This window comes from Longimicrobium terrae (assembly GCF_014202995.1).
Classification (GTDB): domain Bacteria; phylum Gemmatimonadota; class Gemmatimonadetes; order Longimicrobiales; family Longimicrobiaceae; genus Longimicrobium; species Longimicrobium terrae.
The window spans coordinates 232,903-257,017 of sequence record NZ_JACHIA010000006.1 but is presented as its reverse complement, the minus strand read 5'-3'; the positions used below and the strand labels follow the sequence as shown (position 1 = coordinate 257,017).

Here is a 24,115-nt window from a genome sequence, read left to right as displayed (position 1 = left end):
AGGCAGCATGACCGACACGCGCGAGATTGTTCAGAAGCTGTGGGGACTGTGCCACGTTCTGCGGGACGACGGCATCACGTATCACCAGTACGTCACCGAGCTCACGTACCTGCTGTTCCTCAAGATGGCTCGCGAGACGGGGCGCGAGGAGCAGCTTCCCGAGGGGTACCGCTGGGAAGACCTCACCCGGCTCAAGGGCGTGGGCCAGCTTCACTTCTATCGCGAGCTGCTGGTGCGGCTGGGCGCGCACGGCTCCGCGCGGGTGCAGTCCATCTACACGGGCGCGTCCACCGCGCTGCGCGAGCCGCGCAACCTTTCCAAGCTGGTGTCCAGCATCGACGAACTGGACTGGTACAGCGCGCGCCAGGAAGGGCTGGGCGATCTGTACGAGGGGCTGCTGGAAAAGAACGCCACGGAGCAGAAGAGCGGCGCGGGCCAGTACTTTACGCCGCGGCCTCTCATCGAATCCATCGTCGCGTGCGTGCAGCCGCGGGCGGGCGAGGTGGTTCAGGATCCGGCCGCGGGGACGGGCGGGTTTCTGATCACGGCCGACCGGTACATCAAGGACGCCACCGACGATCTTTTCACGCTGGATGAAAAGGCGGCGGCGTTCCAGCGCGAGCAGGCGTTCTGGGCCATGGAGCTGGTGCCCGACGCGCAGCGCCTGCTGCTGATGAACGCGCTGCTGCACGACATCGACGGGCACCTGCTGCTGGGCGACACGCTCTCCGAACAGGGCAAGGCGCTGCAGACGGCGGACGTGGTGCTCACCAATCCGCCGTTCGGCACCAAGCGCGGCGGGGGCGCGCCGGCGCGCGACGACTTCACCTTTCCCACGGGGAACAAGCAGCTCGCGTTTCTGCAGCACATCTACCGGGTGCTCAAGCCGGGCGGCCGCGCGGCGGTGGTGCTGCCCGACAACGTGCTGTTCGAGGAAGGCGTGGGCACGCGCATTCGCGCCGACCTGATGGACAAGTGCGACCTGCACACCATTCTGCGCCTGCCCACGGGGATCTTCTACGCGCAGGGCGTCAAGACGAACGTGCTGTTCTTTCGGCGCGGCGCCACGGACGCGGGCAACACGCGGCGGGTGTGGATCTACGATCTGCGCACCAACATGCCGTCGTTCGGAAAGCGCACGCCGCTTACGCGGGAGCACTTCGCGGAGTTCGAGGCGGCGTTCGGCGCGGATCCGCTGGGTGGGGCGGAGCGGCGGGATGAGGGAGCGGAGGGCCGCTTCCGCTGCTTCTCGCGCGAGGAAATCGCGGCGCGGGGCGACAACCTGGACATCTCGTGGCTGCGCGATGAAAACGCCGAGCGCCACGAAGACCTTCCCGAGCCCGACGAGATCGCCGCCGAGATCACGCTCCGTCTTCAGGAAGCGCTGAGCGAGATGGAAGAACTCACCGCGCTACTGGCGGGTGAAAGGCAGTTCTCGAGTGAGTGACGCCACAATTCCTCCCGGGTGGGCCGCGGTTCGGCTCGGCGAGGTAGCAGAGTTCGTCATGGGACAGGCTCCACCCGGCGATACCTGCAATCGCTCCCAAAATGGCACCGTTTTCGTGAAGGCGGGTGAGTTCGGCAGTTTACATCCACTGATAAGAGAGTGGACGACCAAGCCTCTCAAAATGGCCCGCTCAGGTGACGTGTTGGTGTGTGTTGTAGGTGCGACTGCCGGGAAGCTCAACTTAGCCGTCGACGCGGCAATCGGCCGGAGTGTAGCTGCGATCCGGCCCACGTCGGCTTTGGATACAAAGTTCCTCTACTATACCCTGCTTCCTAGAGTCCAGGAACTGCGCCGTGGATCTGCGGGCTCGGCTCAAGGTGTAATCAGCCAAGCGGATCTCGGTGCGATTACACTCCTCCTGCCGCCAATTGCGGAGCAATATCGGATTGTATGTGAGGTTGAAGAGCTGCGCGCCAAGGCAGGCATCGCGCGGACTGCTTTGGCAAAAACTCCCGAGTTGCTGGATCGCCTGCGCCAGTCCGTGCTCGCGAGCGCCTTCCGCGGGGACCTGACCGCGGGCTGGCGCGCGAACAATCCCGACGTGGAGCCCGCGGCGAAACTCCTATCGGAGATTCGCCATCAACGGCGCGCCAAATGGGATGCCGGGGTTCAGGAAGGAACCAACAAACGGCGGACGTACCCAGAACCACGGGCGTTCTCCTCAGCGGAAATGCCAGACCTGCCCGTTGGCTGGGAGTGGACCACAGTTGAGCACCTCTCGACGAAGGTTACAGATGGCGTTCACAGCAAACCTGTGTACGTCGACGCGGGTGTGCCATTCATAACGGTAAAGAACCTCACTGCGGGACCCGGGCTATCGTTTGAGAACACAAAGTATATCTCGGAAGATGACCATCGGGAGTTTACGCGACGCACCGCTCCTGAGAAGGGGGACATTCTGGTTTCCAAAGACGGAACTTTGGGAGTCGTACGTCGGATCGAATCGGATTGCCCCTTTTCAATCTTTGTTTCGGTGGCGTTGATCAAGCCCGTCAGTGATCTCATCGGCGAGTACTTGGCGCAAGCGCTTACCTCACCTCAGGTTCAGGCTGGAATGAAGGCAACTGGGACGGGCTTGCAGCACATCCACCTCGTCGATCTACGCGCTACACCCATACCCCTCCCTCCTGAGAAAGAGATCCCGGTCCTTTTGGCGCGTTTGAAGGATCGGCTGGAACTCACAGCACTCAGAAAAGCACAACAGGGAGCAACGGAAGGCATGTACGCTCTTGAACAGGCGATCCTCGCCAAAGCCTTCCGCGGGGAACTTGTGCCGCAGGACCCGGATGACGAGCCGGCGAGCGTGCTGCTGGAGCGGATCCGGGCGGAGCGCGAGGCGCAAGGCGAGCGAAAAGGCGGCCGCCGCAAGCGCGCGACCGCGGCTTCCGGGCAGGGCTGACGGCGGGCCCGGACCCGCGTCATGGCGGGCCGGCCGCGCATGGCGGCGCACATGTCGTAGAACCCGTTATCTGGCATTTTCATGGCTCTGTGGCTGGTCCGCGCCGGAAAGTATGGCGAGCACGAAGCGCGCTTTCTGAACGAGAACCGCGTCTACCTCACCTGGGACGATCTCAGCTACGATCTCTCCGCGCTCCGCGATCGCGGTGAGCTCGATGCTGTTCTGCAGGCCACCTACACCGATGCCAAGGTAGGCACGCTCCGGAACTTCGCCGCGCAGATCTGGTCCTTCTCGCACCGGATGAGTCAGGGCGACTGGGTGGTGGTGCCCAGCAAGTCCAAGCCGGTGTTCAACATCGCCGAGATCACGGGTGCGTACGCCTTTCACTCCCAGGCTGAGAACCCCTACTACCACTCCCGCCCGGTGCGGTGGGTAGCCCGCGACGTGCCGAGGGCAGCGGTGCCGCAGGATCTGCGGTACTCGCTCGGAGCCATCATGACCATCTGCAAGATCGAGCGGAACGACGCCGAGCGGCGCATCCGCGAACTGCAGGCGATCGGGTGGAACGTGGAGAGTGCGGTCCGGAGTGCAGGCCCGAGCGACATCGCCGATCCGGACGAGGATGTGGATCTGGAGCAGTTGGCGCGCGACCAGATCGCCGCGCTGATCACCCAGCGCTTCAAGGGCCACGCACTGGAGCGCCTGGTGGAAGCGGTCCTGAAGGCGCAGGGTTACGTGACGTACCACAGCCCCAAAGGACCCGACAAGGGCGTGGACCTGCTGGCCGCACCGGGGCCGCTGGGCTTTGGAACGCCGCGCATCTGCGTTCAGGTCAAATCCGGGGACACCCCGGTAGACCGTCCCACGCTGGACCAGTTGGTGGGAACCATGCAGAACGTGCACGCCGAACAGGGGCTGCTGGTATCCTGGGGCGGGTTCAACCGGAACGTGGAAAAAGAGGTCCCGCAGCAGTTCTTTCGCGTGCGCATGTGGAACCAGGTAGACCTGATTGCGCAGGTGCTGGAGCACTACGACAAGTTTGACGAAGAGATCCGCGCCGAACTGCCTTTGAAGCGCATCTGGACTGTAGCTGGGCCAGAGGAGGATTGAAGAAAGCGGGGCGCCCGGACATGTCCGGGCGCCCCGCTTCTTCATCTCGATCCAACCCGCCGCGCGTCGTTACCGCAGCCCGCCGGCGAGGGGCATGGCGGCCAGCGCGGTGGCGGGTGCCGGCGTGATCTCGGGCGCCGCCACCCGGGGCAGGCGCACCGGGGCGGAGGGCACGCCCGCGGCGGCCAGGTGCTCCAGCGCGGCGGCCGGATCGGCGCCGGCGGTGCTCAGGTCCTGCCGCACACGGTCCTGGTACTGACCGCGCGCCCGGGCGTACACGTCCGGATGCAGCGTCACCGATTCCGCATCCGCCTCGGCCAGGCGGTACTCCACCCGCACCCGAACCCGGCCCGCCAGCGCCAGCTCCCGCGTCTGCCGCGGGTTGTCCACCAGGCGCTGCACCGTCTCGTCGCTCACCGCGGCGCCATCCGCCCGCAGCACCAGCTGGGCCAGTTCCATCACGTCCGCGTTGCGCATGCGGATGCACCCGTGCGACGCCGGCTGCCCCAGAAGGCGCTCGTTGCGGGCCGGGGTGCCGTGCACGTAGTAGTCCTCGAACAGGTGGATCTTCACGCGGCCCATGGGGTTGCCCCACCCCGGCGACGCGGGCTCCTCGTCGCGCGCCCACGCGGCGTCCGGCGGCGTCCACGACGGGTTCCACACCATGCGGCGGATGGACGCCTGCCGCGTGGGCGTCGCGTGCCCCGCCGTACCCACGGAGACGGGATACGAGCGTACCCGGGCGCCGTCCTGAATCACGTCCAGCCGCCCGGCGGGGACGTTGACGACGATCTCCATCGATCCCTGCGCGGCGGCGGGAGCGGTGGCCAGGGCGGCGGCCAGCAGCGCGGGGACGGCGTGACGGATCGAGAACATGGCGCGGCTCGGGGCTGAGTGTCGCGGCCCGCACGGTGCGCCGGACCTTCCGGCGCGGACTGCGGACCGCTGGGATGAGAGGCGGCTCGCCGCCTCGTCCTCTGCTCGCCGTGGATTACGCGTGAATCATAATCCGTGTTTCGGCAAACACTTAGGTAAGTTGACCCAGCTTCAACGATCCGTCCCAAAGGCAAACACCGGGCCCATTTCCATCTGCCACGCAAAAGGGGAGCACCTGTCCGTCTCCGGACCGTGCTCCCCTCTGTCCATTCACCCACTCCGTTCGATCCGTCACTGCCCGCCGCGCCGCCCACCGTCCATCTCCGCGCCCCGAAAGCGTCTACGCGGCGGGAAGGGTGAGGGTAAAGGTGCTCCCCACGTCGAGCGTGCTTTCCGCCGTCAGGTCGCCGCCCATTCCGCGCGCCAGGTCGCGGCTGATGGCCAGCCCCAGCCCCGTTCCCTCCGCCGTGCGCGTAAGGTCCGCGCGCACCTGCACGAACGGCTCGAAGATGCGGTCCAGCTGGTTGGCGGCGATGCCCATTCCCGTGTCGCGCACATACACGTGCACCTTGCCGCCTTCGCGCGTGCAGCCCAGTTCAATGGCCCCGCCGGGCGCGGTGAACTTGACCGCGTTGGACAGCAGGTTCACCAGAATCTGCCGCACCTTGTCCGTGTCCGCGCGCACGGTGAGGTCCGGATCGCAGGGGACGATGGTGAGCGCCAGCTCCCGCGCCTGCGCCTGCGGCGTCACCAGCGCCTCGGCGATGGCCAGCGCGTCGCGCAGCCGCACCTCGGCGATCTCGTAGTGCACCGTCCCCGTTTCCAGCTTGGCGTAGTTGAGCACTTCGTTGATGAGGCCCAACAGGTGCCGCTGGCTGGTCTGTACCCGGCGCAGGCTTTCCCGCTGCTGGGGGGTGATGGGGCCGTGGATTTCCATCTCCATCAGTTCCGCGTACCCGCCGATGGCGTTCAGCGGGGTGCGCAGCTCGTGGCTCATCACCGCCAGAAATTCGCTCTTGGCGCGGTTCGCCCGTTCCGCTTCGGCGCGTGCCGCGTGCTCCGCCGCAAAGAGCCGCGCCCGCTCCACCGCCAGCGCCGCCTGCTGCCCCAGCGCCAGCAGAAACGCCTTTTCTTCCGGCGGAAACACGCGCGCCGCATCGAACGAAAAGGAGATGACGCCCACCGCCTCGCCCGCCGCGATCAGCGGGATGAACGCCGCGGCCCGCACCCCCAGCTCATCCCACACCGGCGCGATGGGGGGAAAGCGGGCGTCCAGCCCCCGCGGCCCCTCGCGCGTTTCCACCCACACCGGCGCCCGGGTCAGAAAGCACTCCGTCAGCGGGCTGCGAAAGCTCAGCACCTGGCGGCGCACGCCCGCCTTGAGCGGCTCGGAAAAGCCCACCGTGCGCAGCAGCACCAGCGCCTCGCCGTCCGCCGACCGCCCGGCCAGCGCGCCCGTCACCGCGCCCAGCGCCACCACCATGTCGGCCACCACCACCGTGGCCACCTCGTCCAGCGTGCGCGCGCCCGCCAGCGCGCCGGTAAGCGCCTGCAGCCGCTCGGCCCGGTCGCGTGCGCGCTCCGCCTCTTCGCGGCTGCGTACCTGCTCCGTCACGTCCGTGCCCAGCACTACGATGCCGCTGCGCTCGCCGTCCGCTTCCGTCAGCGGCACGTACGACACGTCGATGATCCGCTCCTCCGCCGGCTCGCCCGCCACCCGGACCAGCCGGAGCGGAAGCCCGCGCCCCACAAACGGCTCTCCCGTATCCATCACGTGCCGCAGCGCCTGCTCGAAGCCCTGCCCGCGCGATTCCGGCAGCGCATCGAACAGCGGCCGGCCCACCACGTCCCGGTGGCCGATCAGCCTCAGAAACGCGTCGTTCACCCGCTCCAGCGTGTAGCTGGGCCCGCGCAGCACCACCATGAAGGCGGGCGCGCGCTGAATGACCTCCACCAGCCGCGCGCGCTCCACCGCGAGTTCCTCCAGCAGCCGCTCGCGCTCCGCCGCCGCCAGGCGCATCGCGCTCACGTCGCGAAAAAGGACGGCCACGTGCCGCTCCTCCGGCCGCCCCATGCGAAAGGCGTACACGTCGTACCATCGCCCCAGCCCGGCCGCCCCGGCGTCGAACCGCACCGGCTCGCCGGTCAACGCCACGCGGCCGTAGATCTCGAACCAGTGCGTCTCGAGTGTCGGGACGAGGTCGCGGATGCGCCTTCCCACCGCGTCGTGCAGCCCGGTCTGCTGGATGAACGCGGGGTTGGTTTCCAGAAAGCGGTAGTCGATGGGGCTGCCCTGCTCGTCGAAGATCACCTCGACGACGCAGAAACCCTCGTCCAGCGAGTGGAACAGGGCCTGGTAGCGGGCTTCGCTTTCCCGCAGCGCCGCCTCCGCCGCGGCACGGTCGCGCAGGCGGCCGGCGCGCAACTCGATCTCGCTGAGCGCCCAGGCGCCCAGGTCCGTCAGGAGCAGCACCTCGCGCTCCGTCCACGGCCGGGGCTGAAAATCGACCACGCACAGGGTGGCCAGCGGGGCGGCCGCGCGGGGGGAAAGGATGGGGACGGACAGGTAGGCGATGATGCCGGATTCGCGGGTGGCCGCGTTGTCAGCCACCGCGGGGTGCACGCGTGCGTCCGGCACCACCAGCGGCTCCCCGCTGCGGATCACGTGCTGGCAGTACGAGCGGTCCAGGTGCACCGCCTTGCCCCACGCCTCGCCGCCCACGTGGCTGACGGGGATCTGCCGGTCAGCGGTGATCACGTTCAGCTGCGCGACGGGAACGCCCATCAACTCGGCGGCGGCGCGCACGACGCGGTCCAGCGCGGGAATGGCTCCGCTCGCGACCAGGTCCGCCTCTGCGATCGCCGCGAGCCGGTCCGGCTGCCTGAGGGTGTCGTTCGGGTCGGGCACGGTGCACGGCATGGAGTTCGGGAGATGGCGCGCCGCACGGCTCCGCGGGCGTGGCGCGGCCCGTTCAGCCGCGCAGACGGGCGCTGCGGACAAGTTCCGCGCCATGCGTAGAGATGGCCGGCTCCCCACGAGGGAACCGACCACCCAGACCCCGCGTCAGCGTACTTTCCCCCCGGCCAGCCGCGTGCACCCTGCGGCTCCGCCGCGCGGGCTCCAAGCCGGAGATGCTGCCGCAACGCGCCTGGTCCGTAGCCGTGGCGAGCCGCGGCACGCCATCCACCGATCATCCACAACGATCACCCCGCTTACCGGACGCGGCGCATCCACCACCGATCGAATCGAGATGCGTCTCATCCTCACGCTGGCGATGCGGACCGGCGGGGCAGCGGATCGGCCGGGAGATGCAACTGCGGCCCATCATCCCATTTCGTCGCGCTTAGCGGGCCGAGGCGGGGGGCGGAGGCTCGGGCGGAGCGGGCGTCGAGGACGTGTCCGCGGAGCTTCGGATGCCGTCAGAAGGCTTCTGCGTTTCGCGGCCCAGCACCTTGGCCGCGTAGCCGTTGTCGGGGTTGCCGCCCTTCTTGAGCACGCGGTCCACCGTGCCCGTGCCACGGTTGTAGGCGGTGAGCGCCAGTTCCACGTCGCCCTCGTACCGGTCGATCAGCTCACGCAGGTAGCGGAACCCGATGCGCAGGTTGGTACCGGACTCGCGCAACTCGATCTCCGTAATCCCCTTCTTGAACCAGTTGGCGGTGGGGAGCATGAGCTGGGTGAGGCCGATGGCGCCCACGCGGCTGGTCGCGTAGTCCTTGAACTCGCTCTCCGTGCGCACCAGGCCAAAGGCGAGTTCGGGATCGATCCTGGCGTCAATGGCGGCGGCGTAGATTTCCCTGGCCAGCCCGTCGGAGATCTCGTACCCCATCGCCCGGTACTTGTCGGCCAGGGCGAAGGCCGGGGCGTCCTTGCCGGGCGCCACCGTTTCCACCAGGGCCAGGGGCGCGCGGACCACGTTGGCCGCCATCTTCACCGCCACGCCGTCGCGCACGGCCTGGCCCACCACGCCGCGACGCACCTTGCCGCGGCTGTCGTGCATGCCGCCGGTGAGGACCGCGCCCGACTGCACGGCCAGGGTGCCCAGCAGCAGCGCCTGCACCCCGCGCGAGCGGAGGATGGATCGAAGGTCGTTGGGACGCGCGGCGTGCCTGTTGGTAACCCGGCGGGGACCGCGGCTCTCGTCCATGCTCACGATTATCCTTCTCCTGCCGATTCACGTGCGGGTTTCGCCAGACTTCGGCGCTGCCCCCGGAGCTGTGCGGGGCCGTCCGGCACTGGGTGGAGACAAATTTTCAACCGTCGCGGCGACCGAAAACCCTGCATTCCCGCCGTGGATCTGCGCGGCACACACCGCGGCGGGGGTGAACCGCCGATACAAGGAGCATGCCCCGCAGCGTGGAGCGAACGAGGCTCACACCAATCCATCTCCCCGCGCGTGTCCCGCCGCATTCCACGCCAACCCCGGTGCACCACTGCTGACGTCCCTGATTCCGCCGCGGCCTCGTGCCGTTTGCCGCCTATCCACCTCGATCCATGCGCTCCAACGGTGCTTGGGTGCCCCAACCCGTGCGTGCCGGCACCTGCAACGGAGGTTGGCCTCTGGAGCAGTGCGTCCGAGTCAACCACTGTGCAGAAGGCTGGTTAAACCACTACGGCTCGGCAGCGGTTCACACCCCACTGCGGATTACGAAATGCCTTCCGTCAACTGCCGCCATCCCTCACCTTCCGTCCACCAGACTGCCGCCTGAACGAGCATCGCGGCATACCATGCGGGATGGATTGAGGCGAGTCCGATAAACGGGTCAGTTCCTGGAAGACGAGCAACCACGGCCAGACCGGCGAGTCCGCCGCTGAGGAGAACGCCGGAGACCGGGTAGGCCCAGTCCGGGTTGACCGACCAGAAGAGCAGATAAAGCCCAAGTACAGCAACCGGAAACACGATGAGGACTTGCAGGAGGGAGGACAGCGAAGCGTGGGGCCAAGTCGCGGTGTAAGCGGCAGCTATCAGGGCTGCAGTGAGAATCCGGGGCACGATACGAGTGGCTGTGAGCAGGCGTACAGCGTCGAGCATGGCAGACTCCAGGCAGTGGGTGCGGATACGACGATCTCCTTGGTGATACCCCGCAACACAGTCACCGCTTTTGTCGAAACGGGACACTGATCCGCTGGTGAATCCGCGATCATCGGCCACCCCTTCGCACAGATGTCAGATACGGCCTGCGCAGCGCCGCAGATATCGGCCGAACACCGGCTCGAAGTAGTAATCCGGTGGTCCGTGGTCGCGCAGCACGGCAGCCGCTCGGTCCGACATCCACTCGAGCAACTCGAGACTGTCGTCGCGCACCTGCTCTGGACGTAGCGCCGTGTTGCTGTAGTCGTCCCACGGGGTGATCCGCTCGTAGTGCATGACGCGATTTCGTACCACGAGCAATCGTCTCAGAGTCTTCCTCACGTCGACGACTCCGGCGCCTGTACGATTCGTGAAAACCTCCGCCGAGTAGCGTGGCCAGAGGATTCCAGGCTGCCCGCGGCCGCCACCGACATACTCCGGGTCGAACAGGTACACCCAGAAGCTGAAAGGCAGCTTGGCGACCAGGCGGCCCGGAGTGAATCTGTGGCGCGCCCGCCCGTCCCGATCGCCGAAGCGACGCCGCAGATCTCGCATCACGCTCCGCTTGGCCGCTTCAACCTCCTGCTGGTGATTCGGAATCAGAATCGTGGAGGTTGCATCGAGCCAACACGGGAACTCGTTGTACAGATCAGGCCGGTCGCGGTCGATGGGGTGGTCACGGGCAACCGCCTCATTGATCCGGTTCCGAAGCACCACCTCCACGGCATGGAGGTAGGGATACAGCGCCTGTGAGACCGCGACGTTGCGCAGGTAGCGGCCAAGGAGATCGCGATCGGTGTTGGGACCCGATCTGACGTAATATCCCCCCAGCCGGTCAGTGGACAGGAGAGCGAGTGCTTCCTCGAATCGGGGCTGCATAACCGCTTGCGGTCTGCGTGGAAGTGTGGTAATGTAGGAGCGGAGCCTGAAGGGATCCCCGGCGAAATCCGGCATCTCCCTTGGGACGTCGCGCGGCCCTGCCCACCTCGGTTGGCAGGGCCGCGCTGTTTTGGGATGGGTACGAACCTTTGTGTACGCTCCGGCCATTTCGGCGCGGAACGGCAAGGTAATCGGAGCGTTCTCCGGGCGAAACCCCACATAAAGAACAGGGCCGGGAGATGATCTCCCGGCCCTGTTCCGTTGTCGCGAATCCTGTTTCCTGTCAGCCGCGAACCCTAGAGCAACGCCGCGGCACCACAGCTGTGCGTTACACGTCCAGGAAGCGCACGTACTTGGCGTTCTGCTCGATGAACAGGCGGCGCGGCTCCACCTCTTCGCCCATCAGCTTGGTGAACACGGCGTCGGCCTCCACGGCGTCATCCATGGACACCTGCAGCAGGGTGCGGACGTCCGGGTCCATGGTCGTCTTCCACAGCTGCTCGGGGTTCATCTCCCCCAGGCCCTTGTAGCGCTGCACGTGAATGCCGCGTTGCTCCTTGCCTTCCTCGGCGCCGCCCTTGTAGCGCGCCAGAATCACGTCGCGCTCGGCGTCGCTGTAGGCGTACTGCTCCTGCTTGCCCTTCTTGACCAGGTACAGCGGCGGCTGCGCGATGTACACATAGCCGTTGTCGATCAGTTGCCGCATCTGGCGGAAGAAGAACGTAAGCAGCAGGGTGCGGATGTGGCTGCCGTCCACGTCCGCGTCGGTCATGATGATGACCTTGTGGTAGCGCGCGTTCTTGAGGTCGAACTCGTCCTCGCCGATGCCCGTGCCGATGGCGGTGATGATGGCGCGGATTTCGTCGTTGCTCAGCACCTTGTCGAAGCGCGCCTTTTCCACGTTCAGGATCTTGCCCTTGAGCGGCAGAATCGCCTGGAACTCGCGCTTGCGCCCCTGCTTGGCGCTGCCGCCGGCGCTGTCGCCCTCCACGATGTACAGCTCGGTGAGCTCGGGATTGCTGCTGGAGCAGTCCGCCAGCTTGCCGGGCAGCACGCCCGTTTCCAGCGCGCTCTTCTTGCGCGTAAGGTCGCGCGCCTTGCGGGCGGCCTCGCGGGCGCGGGCGGCGGACACGGCCTTTTCAATGATGGCGCGCCCCACGCCCGGCGTTTCGTCCAGAAACTCGCTCAGCTTCTGGTTGACCACCGTTTCGACGGCGCCCTTGATCTCGCTGTTGCCCAGCTTGGTCTTGGTCTGCCCTTCGAACTGCGGCTCGCGCACCTTTACCGACACCACCGCCGTGAGCCCCTCGCGCACGTCGTCGCCGCTGAGCGAGTCCAGGCCGCCCTTCTTGAACAGGCCGGTCTTGCGGGCGTAGTCGTTGATGCTGCGCGTGAGCGCGGCCTTGAACCCCGTGAGGTGCGTGCCGCCCTCGTGGGTGTTGATGTTGTTGACGAAGGTGAACGTGTTTTCGTTGTAGCCGTCGTCGTACTGCAGCGCCACTTCGATCTCGGCTTCGGGACGGGTGGCTTCGATGTAGATGACGTCGGCGTGCAGCGGCTTGCGGTTGCCGCGCAGGTGCTCCACGAACTCGCGCAGGCCGCCCTCGTAGTGATAGTCGTCCTTGCGCGGCTCGTCGCCGCGCTCGTCGGCCAGCGAGATGCGGACGCCCTTGTTCAGAAACGCCAGCTCGCGAAGGCGGTTGCTGAGCGTATCGAACGAGTAGACCGTTTCCTCAAAGATCTGCGCGTCGGGCTTGAACGACACCGTGGTGCCGGTGGTGTCCGTGGTGCCGGTGACGGTCAGCTCGCTGGTCTTGTCGCCGCGGCTGAAGGCGATCTCGTGCACCTTGCCGTCGCGGCGCACGGTGACGCGCAGCCACTCGGAAAGCGCGTTCACCACGCTGACGCCCACGCCGTGCAGGCCGCCGGACACCTTGTAGGAGCCTTCGCCCTCGTTGTCGAACTTGCCGCCGGCGTGCAGCATGGTGAGCGCCATTTCCACGCCCGTCATGTGCTCGGTGGGGTGCACGTCCACGGGAATGCCGCGTCCGTCGTCCACCACGGTGATGCTGTCGTCGGCGTGGATCGTCACGTCCACCGAGGTCGCGAAGCCGGCCATTGCCTCGTCGATGGAGTTGTCGACGACTTCGTAGACGAGGTGGTGCAGGCCGCGCGTGCTGGTGGACCCGATGTACATGCCCGGGCGCTTGCGGACGGCCTCCAGGCCCTTGAGCACCTGGATCTGTCCTGCGTTGTAGTCCTTCTCGGCGCCGTTGGTAGACATGGCCTCTGGTTGTTGCGGTTGGGGCGGCGGCCGCTGCGGGCCGCCATCAAGCTCTGTTCAATACCCCGAAGCTGTCCCGAATGTTCACGGACAGACCGGGAAAAGAAGTGCGTTAGTGCGGGGTGCGTGAGTGCGGAAGTGGCCTTGGTCCGGCGGACGTTTCAGCGCGGAGGGGGCGGCACCGCCTCAAGTGCCCGGTGCCTGGTCCCTGCGACGATCCCCGTCGATCAACGATCCCGGAAGCGCGCAGAGGTCAGCGGGCAGGCACGGGTTGATGCGTGCTCGCACTCACGCACCCAGCACTCACGCACTTCTGTCCCTCATCCTCCCATCACGAACACGATCTGCTTGATGCGTCCGTCCGTCTTGCCGGCGTTCACGTGCCGCATCAGGTCGGCCTTCATCATGTTCAGCTCCATCATCCACGCCGAGGTGCGCACGGCCACGATCAGCGTTCCCTCGTTCACGCGCAGGGGCTCGGTGACCGCGGCGATGGCCGGGCCCACGCGCTCTTCCCACTCGGGGATGACGGACGCGGCCTCCACCTTGGGCCCAAGGCCGCTGCGCACCAGATAGCGCGACAGCAGATCGCCCAGGGCCTGCGGATTTCCAGCATTCGGATCGCGACGGGTCACGGCAGTCGGGCAACGGGCGGGCACTGCGGGCGGACCGGTCAATCTACCATCCCGCGGCCCCCGGCGAAACCATTCCGGGCGGCGCGGCGGATGCCGGCCCGTCACCCGGGAGGCGCATTCCCCCGCGTCGTGCACAGCGTACTCCTGTAACCATCCGCGAACAGACTCGTGGATCTGTTGACCATTCATAATCCGACATGTTACGCTCAATCTCCGCGATGGCAGAGACGACAACGGGCGATATGACCATGATCAGACACAACCGAACTGTTCGGGCTGCACAGGCCGTCATCCTGGGCAGCATTCTGCTGCAGGCGTGCAGCGACACCCCCACCACGGCCGATGGGGCGGGCCGGAGCAGCGCGGTCCCGCGAGCGACCGCTTCGTCCCTGCAGTCGGGGGTGGATCTCAGCGTTACCTATCCCGGTGGGACGCCGACGCTGGACTGGACCACGGTGTACTCCGGCGACCATGACGTGTACATCCTGCGCGAGGAGCAGATCCAGAACCCCGCCGGTGATTCCTACAGCGAATCCCTGCAGTACCTGGGAACCACCTCCGCCACGACGTTCGCGGATCTGACCGAATCCTACACGCAGGACACCGCGTGGACCTGCGTGACGTCTGACGGGGATGGCGGCACGCTCACCGTGCGGAAATTCTACGTCGTCGTGCCCGCGGCGGCACCCGCCGACGTCTCGAACCGCGCGATGTCCAAGACCATCGACATCGGCGGCTCCTGCTATTCCTGAGATGAACGCCGGGCGTGATGGTGGATCATTCCCGGCAGTTCCGGCCACGATGGTTACGTGAACAGCTGATACCGAACGCCTCCCGCGCACGAATGCGCGGGAGGCGTTCTTCGTCACGAGGACGGGTTTCGGCGATCAATCCTGCAGGATCACGCCGTCGCGGATGCCCCAGCGGGGAAGTGTGTCGCCGCGGACGTGGAAGTCGGTGGGCTTGGGGGAGGTGAGGATGACCTGCCCTCCATCCTCCGTCTCGATCCAGTCGATGATGCGCTGCGAGCGCCCGGGGTCCAGTTCGGCGAACACGTCGTCCAGCAGAATGAGCGGCTGGCGGCCGCGGGCCTCGTGGATCGTTTCCGCCTCCACCATCCGCAGCGCAATGGCGCCGGTGCGCTGCTGGCCGCCGGAGCCGTAGGTACGCAGTTCCAGCACGGCGCCGTCCGCAGACAGCGTGGTGAAGCGCAGGTCGTCGCGGTGCGGGCCCACGAGCGTCATTCCGCGCCGCTGCTCGCGGTCCGCGGCGCGGGCCAGGGCGCCGCGAAAGGCCTCCTGCACCTGCGCCTCGCCCTGCGCCTCGGCCATTTCCGGCGCGGAGGGCGCGTATCCCAGCCGCCCGGGCTGCCCGCCCGCGACGCGCTCGTAGTGCGCGGCGAAGCTGTCCGCCCGCGCCGCCACCCACCGCTGCCGCGCGGCGATCACCCGGCTGCCGGCCAGCACCAGCCCCGCGTCCCACACCTCCACCAGCGCGCGCGAACTTCCCTTGCGCAGCAGCGTGTTGCGTTGGAAGAGCGCCTGCCGGTAGCGCTGCACCGCGCTCAGGTAGCCGGGCTGCGCCAGGGACAGCACGATGTCCAGAAAGCGCCGCCGCCCGCCGGGCCCGCCCGCCACGATCTCCACGTCCGACGGCGAAAAGATCACCGCGCCCACCTGCCCCAGCGCATCGCCCAGCCGCTCCGGCTCGGCGCCGTTCAGCGCCACCTTCTTCTTGCGCGCCCGCCGGTCGAACGCGGCGGAAACGGTGCGGTCGCCGCCCAGGCCGTCGGACAGGCGGGCCTCGGCGCGGAACACCTCTTCGCCGAAGCGCACCAGCTGTTCATCCGGCGCGCCGCGAAAGGAGCGAAAGATTTCCAGGTAGTAGATGGCTTCCAGCAGATTGGTCTTGCCCTGCCCGTTGTCGCCCACCAGCGCCGCGCCCTGCGGCGGAAACTCCACCACCTGCTCGGCGAAGTTGCGGTAGTTGCGAAGATGGAGGCGGGAGAGGAACAAGGGAGGGAAGTGCGTGAGTGCGGGGTGCGTGAGTGCGTGAGTGCGGTCGCGCCTGAGGCGGGGAATGCGTTCCAGTCGGATCAGCGGAAACGCTTGATGCCGCGCTCGCCGATCTGGTACTGAAACGGGCGCGCTTCCGACGCGGCAAGCCGCTTGATCTCCGGCCAGTGCCGGATGGTGGCCTGAATGATCTGGCACAGCCGCGGCGAGCGCTTGCCGGGGAGAAGAAAGAACGCGCCCACGCCGCACTCCCGCAGCGCGGCCGCCTCGTGCGCGTTGCGGGTGATGTTCACGTCGCGCGAGACGATGCACCAGTTCCGGTCGCCGGCGTAGCGGATCCACGTCTCGTCCGGAGTCCCCGGCGCAAAGATCTGGCTCACGTGCATGACCGGCTCGCCCAGGCTGGTGAGCGCGTCCACCAGGCCGGGCGGGAGGTTGGCGTCAAACAGCAGCGTTACGCGGCCCTGCGCCACCGCTCAAACTCCACGGCCAGCTGCACCTGCCGCTCCGGCACCTTGTACAGCCACGAAACACGCCGGAACGCGTCGTCGCCCGCGTAGCCCCGCTCTGCTTCGTACACATCCGCCAGCGTACGCGTGGGAATGCCCACATCCGCCAGAACGGGCGCGCCGAACGAAACCGCGGGATCAACCACGACGCGCGCTTCCCGACCCATGGGCCACCACCGCGTGGGAAGCTCGCGCGGATCGAACTCCAGCTGGCCCAGGTAGGGCTGCACGATGGGCGCGAACGCGTGCTGCCCGTGACCCACCAGCCGTACCAGCGATTCTCTGCCCTCGCCCTCGTCCATGAGCGCGTAGATGCCCTCCGGATCGGCAAAGAAGGTGCGCATGGCGAACGGATGATCCGTATCCAGAATGCGCGCGGCGACTTCCGCGGCTTCGTGAATCAGCTTCCACGGCGCTCCGGCCCTGCGGAAGCCCTTGATGAACATCAGCTCGACCAGTTCCACAAAGGTCAGCGCGCGCTGGCCCTCCCTCTCCGGAAGCTCCGTGCGGATCAGCGGCTCGTACGCAACCGTGGCGCCCTGCCGCAGGCGCGAGTAGCCGAAGGCCCAGCGCCGGACCTCGTCCGGCGGGGTCTTGAGCAGCGCCGCGGCGTCCGCGGGGGAGTAGATGCCTGTTCCGAGCATGCGGATCTCCGGACGGGGGACAGGCCAAAGGTAACCCGAAGGGGATCTCCGGAAAAGAATGTCGTATCCGGCGCCCGTCAGATGTCCACGCCCTCGTGGCGGAGCAGCCAGCGCTTGGTGTCCAGGCTCTTTCCCTCGCCATCCTCGCCGCTGTAGCCGCCGATGCCGTTGGACGCCAGCACGCGGTGGCAGGGGATGACGATGGGGAGCGGGTTGTTGCGGTTCGCCTGGCCGATGGCGCGCGCGGCGCGGCACTCGATCGCCTCCGCCACTTCGCCGTACGTGCGCGTCTGGCCGAAGGGAATCTCGCGCAGCGCCTGCCACACGCGCCGGCGGAACTCCGTGCCCTCCGGCGAGAGCGGCAGGTCAAAGTCGCGGCGCGTGCCCGCGAAGTACTCGCGAAGCTGCTGCGCGATGCGCCACCCCATGGGATCGTCGCGCGTGGGCTCCATCCGCGTGCCGGCCGGCGGGTGCGAGCCCTGCGGCCAGTAGTGAACGCGCCGCAACGCGTCATCGTCGTACTCCACGAACAGCGGGCCCACGGGCGAAGGCAGCAGCAGCCGCCGCACCGCGGACGACGGCTCGAACCGCCGGACGTGCGTCATCGTCATCGACCGAATCTCCTTCTCCGGGATGGATGCGGGGCGACAGATCCGCGCCCCGCATCCGTACACCCGAGCCTACTTTCCGGTGAAGGCGGCGGTCCGCTTCTCCAGGAACGCCGTCATCCCCTCGCGCATGTCGCTGGTGGCCGCGAGCAGGCCGAACAGGTTGCTTTCCAGCGCCAAGCCGTCATCCACCGACATCTCCATCCCGCGCGTGGTGCACTCGATGGCGAGGCCCAGGGCGATAGGGCCGTTGGCGAGAATGACGGACATCATCGCCCGCGCCTCGGTCATGAGCGCGTCCTTCTGCGAGCCCTCTTCCGGCTTGCGCACCACGCGGTTGACGAGGCCGATGCGGTACGCCTCATCCGCCTTGATGAACTGCGCGGTCAGCATCAGCTCCAGCGCGCGGCCCTTGCCCACGATGCGCGGCAGGCGCAGGGTGCCGCCGTAGCCCGGGATGATGCCCAGCTTGACCTCGGGAAGCCCGAACTGCGCGTTCTCGCTCGCGATGCGAAGGTGGCAGGCCAGCGCCAGCTCGCACCCGCCGCCCAGCGCGAACCCGTTGACCGCGGCCAGCACCGGCTTGCGCGAAAGCTCGATCTGGCGGAACACGCGCTGTCCCAGGCGGCTGACCTCGATGCCGTCCACGGGACCCATCTTCGCCAGTTCGGCGATGTCCGCCCCGGCGACGAAGCCCTTTTCGCCCACGCCGGTAAGGATCACGCCGCCCACGTCGTCGCGCCCGGCGATTTCGTCCATCGCCTGGCCCAGTTCGCGGATGGTCTGCTCGTTGAGCGCGTTCAGCTTGTCCGGCCGGTTTACGGACAGCGTGGCGATGCGGTCCTGAACCTCGAGCTGGACGTTCTGGTAGTCGGCCATGAGGGAAGTGCGTGAGTGCTGGGTGCGTGAGTGCGTGGTGCGCGGGCACGGGTGCGGGCACCAAGGTACGCGGGCGCGGGCGGGAGTGCGAGAGGGGCGCTCAGCCGGGCACGCGGGTGGGCGCGTCCGCCGGCTCGTAGCGCGCGATGTAGTCGCCCACGCGCACCTTTCGCGCGGTGTTCGTGCTGGACACGTAGCGCACGGTGCCGTACACGGGCCGTTCCGGACCCCATGCGCGGTCGTAGCGGCCCATGCACCAGAAGATGCCGCTGGCCGAGTTGGGATTGCGCCCGTCCAGCGCCCAGCGGTTGTTGATGTGCAGCATCATCTCCACCGCCTCGCGCGGCGTCCGGGTCCACTCCAGAAAGCGCTTGCCCCACAGGATGCGCAGGTAGTTGTGGATGCGCCCCTCCGCGCGAAGCTGGCCCTGCGTGGCGTTCCACAGCCGGTCGTAGCTGTGCCCCAACTCCAGCTGCTCCCTTGAGAACAAGTGCGGACGCGGATCGCCGGCGTGCTTCTTCAGCGTCGACAGCGCCCACGCGGGGAGCGAGTCGTACTGGTCGTGGCCGTTGATCCAGAACGCCGTGTTGTACGACACTTCGCGCCACGTGATGAACTCCTCCAGGAACGCCTCGGAGTTCGCGCTTACGCCCCACCATCCCTCGCGTTTGCCCGTCGCCTTTTCGCCCAGCCGCTCCGGCGACCACTCTTCGCGGGTGAGCACGTCGTGCAGCACCTGGTGCGGGGAGACGAACCCCCAGTGCAGGTACGGCGACAGCCCGCTGGCGGCATCCTGCTGCGGCTGGTTGCGGCCGTTGGCGTAGCGGTCCAGCCGGTCATCCACAAAGCTGCTCAGCACCTTGCGCCCGTGCTCCGGCCCGCCGCGGAAATCGACGGGCGTCACGTCGTGGTCGATGGGAAGCGCGGCGAGCGAGCCCGGCGTGCCGCGCAGCAGATCGTCCGAGGCGGCGGGCCAGCGCTGGAGGATTTCGGCCGGGAGCGCGTCTAGCCGGGGCAGATCCAGCCTGCGCAGCGGATCGCCGACCGGCGCGCGCGTCAGGTGCGGGCGCAGTTCGCGCTGGAGGAAGCGGCGAAAGTGGTGCGCGTGGCTGAACGGCTTGGGCGCGGCGCGCAGGGGAAGGATGCCGTTGCCGTCGATGGCCTCCACGCGGACGGGCAGACGGGGAGCCGCCGCGGCGAGCATGCGGGGGAGAAAGAAGTCGGGGAATTCGTCGGTGACGACGACGCACGCGCGCGCGGCAAGCGCCTGCAGCAGCCCGCTACCCGCGCCGGGCGACGGTTCCACGTACGGGTGGTGCGTCACGCCGGCCTTGGCGAAGCGCTTCGCGTTGTCCGCCATCGCATCGATCGCGAAGCGGTGAAAGCGGTCCGACGCCCAGGGATACGCCACCCGCAGCGCTTCCAGCACCACGAGCGGCTTGCCGAGCGCGCGCGCCCAGTCGATGGCGCGGTCCAGCGCCCAGCTGTGGTGCGTGCGCCGCGCCATCACCATCCAGTACAGCACGAAGTCGCCGTCCGCGCGCACTTCCGCCTCATTGGCGGCCACGACGCGGGACTCGGGGACGGCGGATTTCAGGTCGGTCATCATGGGGACGGGCGGCACGGGCGACACAAGTGTATCAACCCTGTCCAATCTTTCCGCCGCCGCTCCATCCCGCCAGCCTTGCGCGGCGCGAGGCGAAAACAGCGACTCCGCAGAGACTGCCGGTATACGTTTGTTTTCGAGTGGAAGACTGGCACGTGGGGAGCGACGAGCAAAGAATGTTCTGGCTTCTGCCGGGAAAGTTCCGTACACTGGCTCCGCAGGTCACTCCTACTCCAGCGGAAAAGCGTTCATGTCCAAGGTTGTCATCCAAAAGGCCGGACCTCTTCCCATCTCGGTGAACCTCCCGTGGCCCAGCACCAATACCGTGCTGGTGGCGGTGTCGGGATCGGTGTGGAGCAAGGTACCGAATGCCATGGTGGGCATGAGTGTCACCATTCACGGCGAGATGGCCGGCAAGATGCAGCTCTACGCCAACGATGCTCTCATGCACGTGGCGCTGCCCACGGGCTTCTATGCCGTCCATGGAGATTTCAGCAGCACCACCATCACGCTGGCCGCGGCCAACCCCAATACCGTCGGTGATTCGAACGACACGTTCACCGTCGCGCTGATCTACTGACGGCGTTTCACGTGTGACGGAAAGCGGGAGGATGCTCAGGTTTCCTCCCATTCGCCGGATCTGAAAACAGCGCGGCCCGGACATCGTCTCCGGACCGCGCTGTCGCTTGTTCCCCCGCGTGACGCCATCGCGAGCCCGCGGCTGGCGCGGCTTCGGAGCCGCAGTCCTCGCTGGGGCATCCTCCGCGGGGCTGAAAACCTTGAACCAGCACGCAACGCCGGGATACGTACGTTTCCGCGCGGAAGACTGGCACGTGCAGAGCGATGAGCAGAGAATGTTCTGGCTTCTGCCGGGAAAGTCCCGTACACTGGCTCCGCAGCTCACTCCTACTCCAGCGGAAAAGCGTTCATGTCCCAGGTAATCATCCAGAAGACCGGACCCCTTCCCGTCTCGGCGGTCGTTCCGTGGCCCAGCACTGATACCGTGCTGGTAGCGGTGTCGGGATCGGTGTGGAGCAAGACGCCGGCAACCATGGTGGTCATGAACGTCAACATCAACGACAAGACGATCGGCACGATGCAGATCTGGGCCAACGAGGCCTCCATGCACCTGATGCTGCCCACGGGTTTCTTTCCCGTCACCGGAGGGTACGGCGACACCACCGTCACGCTCAGCGCCGCCAACGGCACGACCGTTTCCGACTCGAACGACACGTTCACCGTCGCGCTGATCTTCTAGACAGCGCCTCATGTGTGACGGGAGGCGGCAGGATGTTCGGCCTCCCGCCCGTTCGCCGGATCGGAAAACAGCGCGGCCCGGAGATGATCTCCGGGCCGCGCTGTTGTTCGTCCCTCGGACTCACGACGTCCGGCTCGTCATCCACGCACGCTCAGGACAACCCGACCGTGTGAGGGGTGATCGTGTAGCCGAACGGGTCGCGGAACGCGAAGTACCGGCCAAACGGCCCGTCTTTCGGCGGAAAGACGATCCGGGTTCCGTGCGCGACCAGATGATCGTGCAGCGCGTCGGCGTCGTCGCAGCCGAACCATATGGCGATTCCCTCGCCCAGCGCGTCCGTTCCCTTCCAATCACCCAGGGGTGTGCGCACGGCGAACGGGATCGGGCTGGTATCAAACACGACGGCGCCGGGAGGGCTGTGGGCGGCGGCTTTCAGCCCGACGACCTCGGTGTAGAAGGTCCGCGCTGCATCCAGATCCTCGGCCTGAATGCCGATGAAGTCGGGTCCGATCAGATGGGGCATTGCGTGTCCTTTCGCGGCATGCGACGTTGATATCAGTGTACTGATGATAATATCAGGGCACTGACACGTCAAGCCACGGGGTAGCCGCATGATGGACGATCCGTTCGCCACGATCGGGTTTGCGCTGAAACTGGCTCAGCAGGCGCTGCGCACCCACATGGACGCCGCGCTGCAGCAGATTGGTCTGACCACGCCACAGTACGCGGTGCTCACCTTTCTGGAGGTGGAACCGGGCGCGTCCAACGCCGCACTCGCGCGCCGCGCCTTTGTGACGCCGCAGACGATGCAGGCCATTCTGGTGGCGCTGGAGCGTGCAGGCCTGGTCTCGCGCACCCCGCATCCTGAACACGGGCGCGTTCAACAGACCGAACTGACGGCGAGTGGCCGCGATGCGCTGAAAGCGGCTTCGGGGATCGTGGCCGATGTGGAAGCGCGCCTGCGGGATGCGTCGGCGCCTCTGGATCCGCGGGATGTGGCTGCGATGCTGTTCCGGCTTGCGGAGGCGCTCCGGTGAGGGCCCTGTACTTCCTGCCCGCGCCAGACGTCATCCCCCGTTGGGCGCTACTTCCCCGCGGCGGTTTTCTGTGGGAGGCCCATTCACCGGCCAGTGCTGCCGGACCGGGCCTCGCTCCAATTCCTTTCCTCCGAATCCCTTTCGGGCGGGGATCGCGGACGAATGGGTCAGGTGACGGAAGCCCGGAATTCCGCATCGGGGCAAGTTGATGGCGTCAGCGGAGCCGCGAATCTGCGCGCACCCGGACACACACATCCATCAACGTTGCCGCCATGAAGAATATCCTTCGCCCCGCGTTCGTCCTGGCCCTGGCCCTCACCGCCGCCTGCGGTGACGGCTCGCCGACCGAAACCACCACCTATCCGTCGGGCTCGCTCTCGTTCAGCTACGCGAGCGACAACTCGCCGCTCAGCGGCAACTTCGCCGCGGTGGGCGCCATTTCGGAGGACGCCGACAACGAGACGTGGGCGGCCGCGGTGCGCCAGGACGGCGGCGCGGTCATGATGGGCAGCGAGGTGTCCGGCTCGGCCGAGAGCGTCGCCATCGTCAGCCTGCCGAACGCCGCGGTCGGCGACACGCCGGTCACGGAGGAGTGCGACACGGCCTGCGCGAGCGTGTCGTTCATCCTGGAAAAGACGGTGGGCGGCGCGACGCGCAACTACATGTGCGACATGACGAGCGGCACCATCAGCGTGAGCACGCTGTCGGCATCGCGCGTGAAGGGCACGTTCTCGGGCACGGGCTACTGCTCGTCGCTGGAAGATGACAACGAGCCGAACATCACCATCACCAACGGCGCGTTCGATACGCCGGTCGTGCTGTCGCCCGTCATCGGCGACTGATCGGCGAACCAGATCACGACGCCCCGCGTCCGCCACCCGGCGGGCGCGGGCGTCGCGCATCCGCCAGAACCACGGACTTCACCAAGCCGGTCGCAAGCGGCTTTCTCTGGCACGCTCTTCGTATTATCCTGCCGTCCACCACGCTCTGTTTGACGAGGCGCCCCGGCGCGGATGCCTGGATCGTGCACCCCATCTGTCCACCAGCGGCGGAAAACGAGGTAACTCGTGCGGCGCGCGTTCTCGTCCGCGGACAGCCACCGTTCCATCAACCGATCGATGAACATCAACAGCAGCGTTGACGCGATGGAAAGCCCCTCGCCCGAGGACGTGGTGCGGACGGTGTTTGCCCTGCTGGAGGCGGGACGCTTTGACGAAGTGGCGGCGTACGTGGACGCGGATGACCTGAAAGGATTGCACCGCGACGCCGAAGCCGCGGCGAACGCACCTCCGCCCCAGCCGTGGACGACGGAAGAGTACATGGCGGGGGAGCCCGGCCTGCCGCGCGAAATCGCCGAGTACTACGCGGAAAGGGACAGGAACTCGTCCCGGCACGAGGTTTCGGTGCTGTCGACGACCTTTGCCCGCGTGCACACCGCCGCCGACCTGCAGGCGCTCGATACGGCGCAGTTGCTCGGCCGGTGGCTGGAAGCGCGCAATCCGCGGCTCATGATCCCGCGCGTGGAGGAAAGGCCCGGAGATCCCGTTCCGGAGACACTGAACGCGCTGCAGGGCCGTCGCGCTGTCATTGGTGCCGCGCTGGAAGACGAGGACACCGCGCACGTGGTCTACCGGACGGCGTTCGCCACGCTTCCACCGGACGAAACGCTGCATGCCGCATCGCTCCGCCGCACGTCCGAGGGGTGGCGGATGCGGTTTCATCCGTACGACTTTCTGGGGGCCGCGTCGTGGAGCGTCAGCTTCAGCCCGGCCGACGCGGACCAGTAGCCTTCGCGCC

At 67.2% G+C, this 24,115-nt stretch carries 23 protein-coding genes; 9 read left to right on the top strand and 14 right to left on the bottom strand.

Going from position 1 to position 24,115, the window contains the following annotated elements; all coding sequences use genetic code 11:
• Window positions 1-7 precede the first annotated feature (7 nt).
• The 3 genes from HNQ61_RS12835 (at window position 8) to HNQ61_RS12825 (ending at window position 4,016) form a co-directional block, all read left to right on the top strand.
• Window positions 8-1,447 (top strand): class I SAM-dependent DNA methyltransferase, encoded by a 1,440-nt coding sequence (locus HNQ61_RS12835; protein ID WP_170033478.1) that lies wholly within the window; start codon window positions 8-10, stop codon window positions 1,445-1,447.
• Window positions 1,440-2,906: a restriction endonuclease subunit S gene (locus HNQ61_RS29565; protein WP_170033476.1), complete on the top strand. Its 1,467-nt coding sequence runs from the start codon at window positions 1,440-1,442 to the stop codon at window positions 2,904-2,906. Before HNQ61_RS12835 ends, HNQ61_RS29565 begins: the two co-directional genes overlap by 8 nt.
• 81 nt (window positions 2,907-2,987) lie before the next feature.
• Window positions 2,988-4,016, top strand: coding sequence for a restriction endonuclease (locus HNQ61_RS12825; RefSeq protein WP_170033474.1), 1,029 nt, complete (start codon window positions 2,988-2,990; stop codon window positions 4,014-4,016).
• Window positions 4,017-4,085: 69 nt separating this feature from the next.
• On the opposite strand, the gene HNQ61_RS12820 is transcribed toward HNQ61_RS12825, so the two are convergent.
• The 7 genes from HNQ61_RS12820 to HNQ61_RS29560 form a co-directional block, all read right to left on the bottom strand.
• The gene (locus HNQ61_RS12820; protein WP_170033472.1) at window positions 4,086-4,892 is read right to left on the bottom strand and encodes a L,D-transpeptidase; all 807 of its coding nucleotides are present in this window, start codon (window positions 4,890-4,892) and stop codon (window positions 4,086-4,088) included.
• A gap of 340 nt (window positions 4,893-5,232) precedes the next feature.
• Window positions 5,233-7,800 (bottom strand): ATP-binding protein, encoded by a 2,568-nt coding sequence (locus tag HNQ61_RS12815; RefSeq protein ID WP_170033470.1) that lies wholly within the window; start codon window positions 7,798-7,800, stop codon window positions 5,233-5,235.
• Between the two features lie 436 nt (window positions 7,801-8,236).
• Complete coding sequence (locus tag HNQ61_RS12810) at window positions 8,237-9,040, bottom strand: lytic transglycosylase domain-containing protein (protein WP_240978644.1); 804 nt, start codon at window positions 9,038-9,040, stop codon at window positions 8,237-8,239.
• 498 nt (window positions 9,041-9,538) lie between these two features.
• Window positions 9,539-9,925, bottom strand: a complete 387-nt coding sequence (locus HNQ61_RS12805) for a hypothetical protein (RefSeq protein ID WP_170033466.1) — start codon at window positions 9,923-9,925, stop codon at window positions 9,539-9,541.
• 135 nt (window positions 9,926-10,060) lie between these two features.
• Window positions 10,061-10,843, bottom strand: a complete 783-nt coding sequence (locus HNQ61_RS12800; RefSeq protein WP_170033464.1) for a hypothetical protein — start codon at window positions 10,841-10,843, stop codon at window positions 10,061-10,063.
• Window positions 10,844-11,171: 328 nt separating this feature from the next.
• Complete coding sequence (gene gyrB, locus HNQ61_RS12795; protein ID WP_170033462.1) at window positions 11,172-13,127, bottom strand: DNA topoisomerase (ATP-hydrolyzing) subunit B; 1,956 nt, start codon at window positions 13,125-13,127, stop codon at window positions 11,172-11,174.
• A gap of 320 nt (window positions 13,128-13,447) precedes the next feature.
• Window positions 13,448-13,762 carry a DciA family protein gene (locus HNQ61_RS29560; RefSeq protein ID WP_170033460.1) on the bottom strand — a complete coding sequence of 105 codons (315 nt, stop codon included), beginning with the start codon at window positions 13,760-13,762 and terminating at the stop codon, window positions 13,448-13,450.
• Window positions 13,763-14,010: 248 nt separating this feature from the next.
• Between HNQ61_RS29560 and HNQ61_RS12785 the strand changes: the two genes are divergently transcribed.
• On the top strand, window positions 14,011-14,514 hold the full coding sequence (locus HNQ61_RS12785; RefSeq protein ID WP_170033458.1) for a hypothetical protein: 504 nt from the start codon (window positions 14,011-14,013) through the stop codon (window positions 14,512-14,514).
• A 135-nt stretch (window positions 14,515-14,649) separates the two neighbouring features.
• Here HNQ61_RS12785 and recF read toward each other — a convergent pair whose 3' ends face one another.
• The 6 genes from recF to HNQ61_RS12755 all read right to left on the bottom strand — a co-directional run bounded on the left by recF (window position 14,650) and on the right by HNQ61_RS12755 (window position 20,023).
• A complete protein-coding gene (gene recF / locus HNQ61_RS12780; RefSeq protein WP_170033456.1) occupies window positions 14,650-15,777 on the bottom strand; it encodes a DNA replication/repair protein RecF in 1,128 nt (375 codons plus the stop codon).
• A gap of 80 nt (window positions 15,778-15,857) precedes the next feature.
• Window positions 15,858-16,250 (bottom strand): DUF5615 family PIN-like protein, encoded by a 393-nt coding sequence (locus HNQ61_RS12775; protein ID WP_170033454.1) that lies wholly within the window; start codon window positions 16,248-16,250, stop codon window positions 15,858-15,860.
• Window positions 16,232-16,930, bottom strand: a complete 699-nt coding sequence (locus HNQ61_RS12770; RefSeq protein ID WP_170033452.1) for a hypothetical protein — start codon at window positions 16,928-16,930, stop codon at window positions 16,232-16,234. Before HNQ61_RS12770 ends, HNQ61_RS12775 begins: the two co-directional genes overlap by 19 nt.
• 77 nt (window positions 16,931-17,007) lie before the next feature.
• Window positions 17,008-17,541, bottom strand: a complete 534-nt coding sequence (locus HNQ61_RS12765; protein ID WP_205761343.1) for a methylated-DNA--[protein]-cysteine S-methyltransferase — start codon at window positions 17,539-17,541, stop codon at window positions 17,008-17,010.
• A gap of 69 nt (window positions 17,542-17,610) precedes the next feature.
• Complete coding sequence (locus HNQ61_RS12760; protein ID WP_170033450.1) at window positions 17,611-18,417, bottom strand: enoyl-CoA hydratase-related protein; 807 nt, start codon at window positions 18,415-18,417, stop codon at window positions 17,611-17,613.
• Window positions 18,418-18,517: 100 nt separating this feature from the next.
• Entirely contained in the window at window positions 18,518-20,023 is a 1,506-nt protein-coding gene (locus HNQ61_RS12755; RefSeq protein WP_170035905.1) for a deoxyribodipyrimidine photolyase, read from the bottom strand.
• Window positions 20,024-20,273: 250 nt separating this feature from the next.
• Between HNQ61_RS12755 and HNQ61_RS12750 the strand changes: the two genes are divergently transcribed.
• On the top strand, window positions 20,274-20,603 hold the full coding sequence (locus HNQ61_RS12750; RefSeq protein ID WP_170033448.1) for a hypothetical protein: 330 nt from the start codon (window positions 20,274-20,276) through the stop codon (window positions 20,601-20,603).
• Window positions 20,604-20,951: 348 nt separating this feature from the next.
• Window positions 20,952-21,281, top strand: a complete 330-nt coding sequence (locus HNQ61_RS12745) for a hypothetical protein (protein WP_170033446.1) — start codon at window positions 20,952-20,954, stop codon at window positions 21,279-21,281.
• A gap of 151 nt (window positions 21,282-21,432) precedes the next feature.
• On the opposite strand, the gene HNQ61_RS12740 is transcribed toward HNQ61_RS12745, so the two are convergent.
• Window positions 21,433-21,804: a VOC family protein gene (locus tag HNQ61_RS12740; RefSeq protein WP_170033444.1), complete on the bottom strand. Its 372-nt coding sequence runs from the start codon at window positions 21,802-21,804 to the stop codon at window positions 21,433-21,435.
• A gap of 91 nt (window positions 21,805-21,895) precedes the next feature.
• Between HNQ61_RS12740 and HNQ61_RS12735 the strand changes: the two genes are divergently transcribed.
• The 3 genes from HNQ61_RS12735 (at window position 21,896) to HNQ61_RS12725 (ending at window position 24,105) form a co-directional block, all read left to right on the top strand.
• A complete protein-coding gene (locus HNQ61_RS12735) occupies window positions 21,896-22,318 on the top strand; it encodes a MarR family winged helix-turn-helix transcriptional regulator (protein WP_170035904.1) in 423 nt (140 codons plus the stop codon).
• A gap of 272 nt (window positions 22,319-22,590) precedes the next feature.
• A complete protein-coding gene (locus HNQ61_RS12730) occupies window positions 22,591-23,160 on the top strand; it encodes a hypothetical protein (RefSeq protein ID WP_170033442.1) in 570 nt (189 codons plus the stop codon).
• Between the two features lie 276 nt (window positions 23,161-23,436).
• Window positions 23,437-24,105 carry a hypothetical protein gene (locus HNQ61_RS12725; protein ID WP_170033440.1) on the top strand — a complete coding sequence of 223 codons (669 nt, stop codon included), beginning with the start codon at window positions 23,437-23,439 and terminating at the stop codon, window positions 24,103-24,105.
• Window positions 24,106-24,115 lie beyond the last annotated feature (10 nt).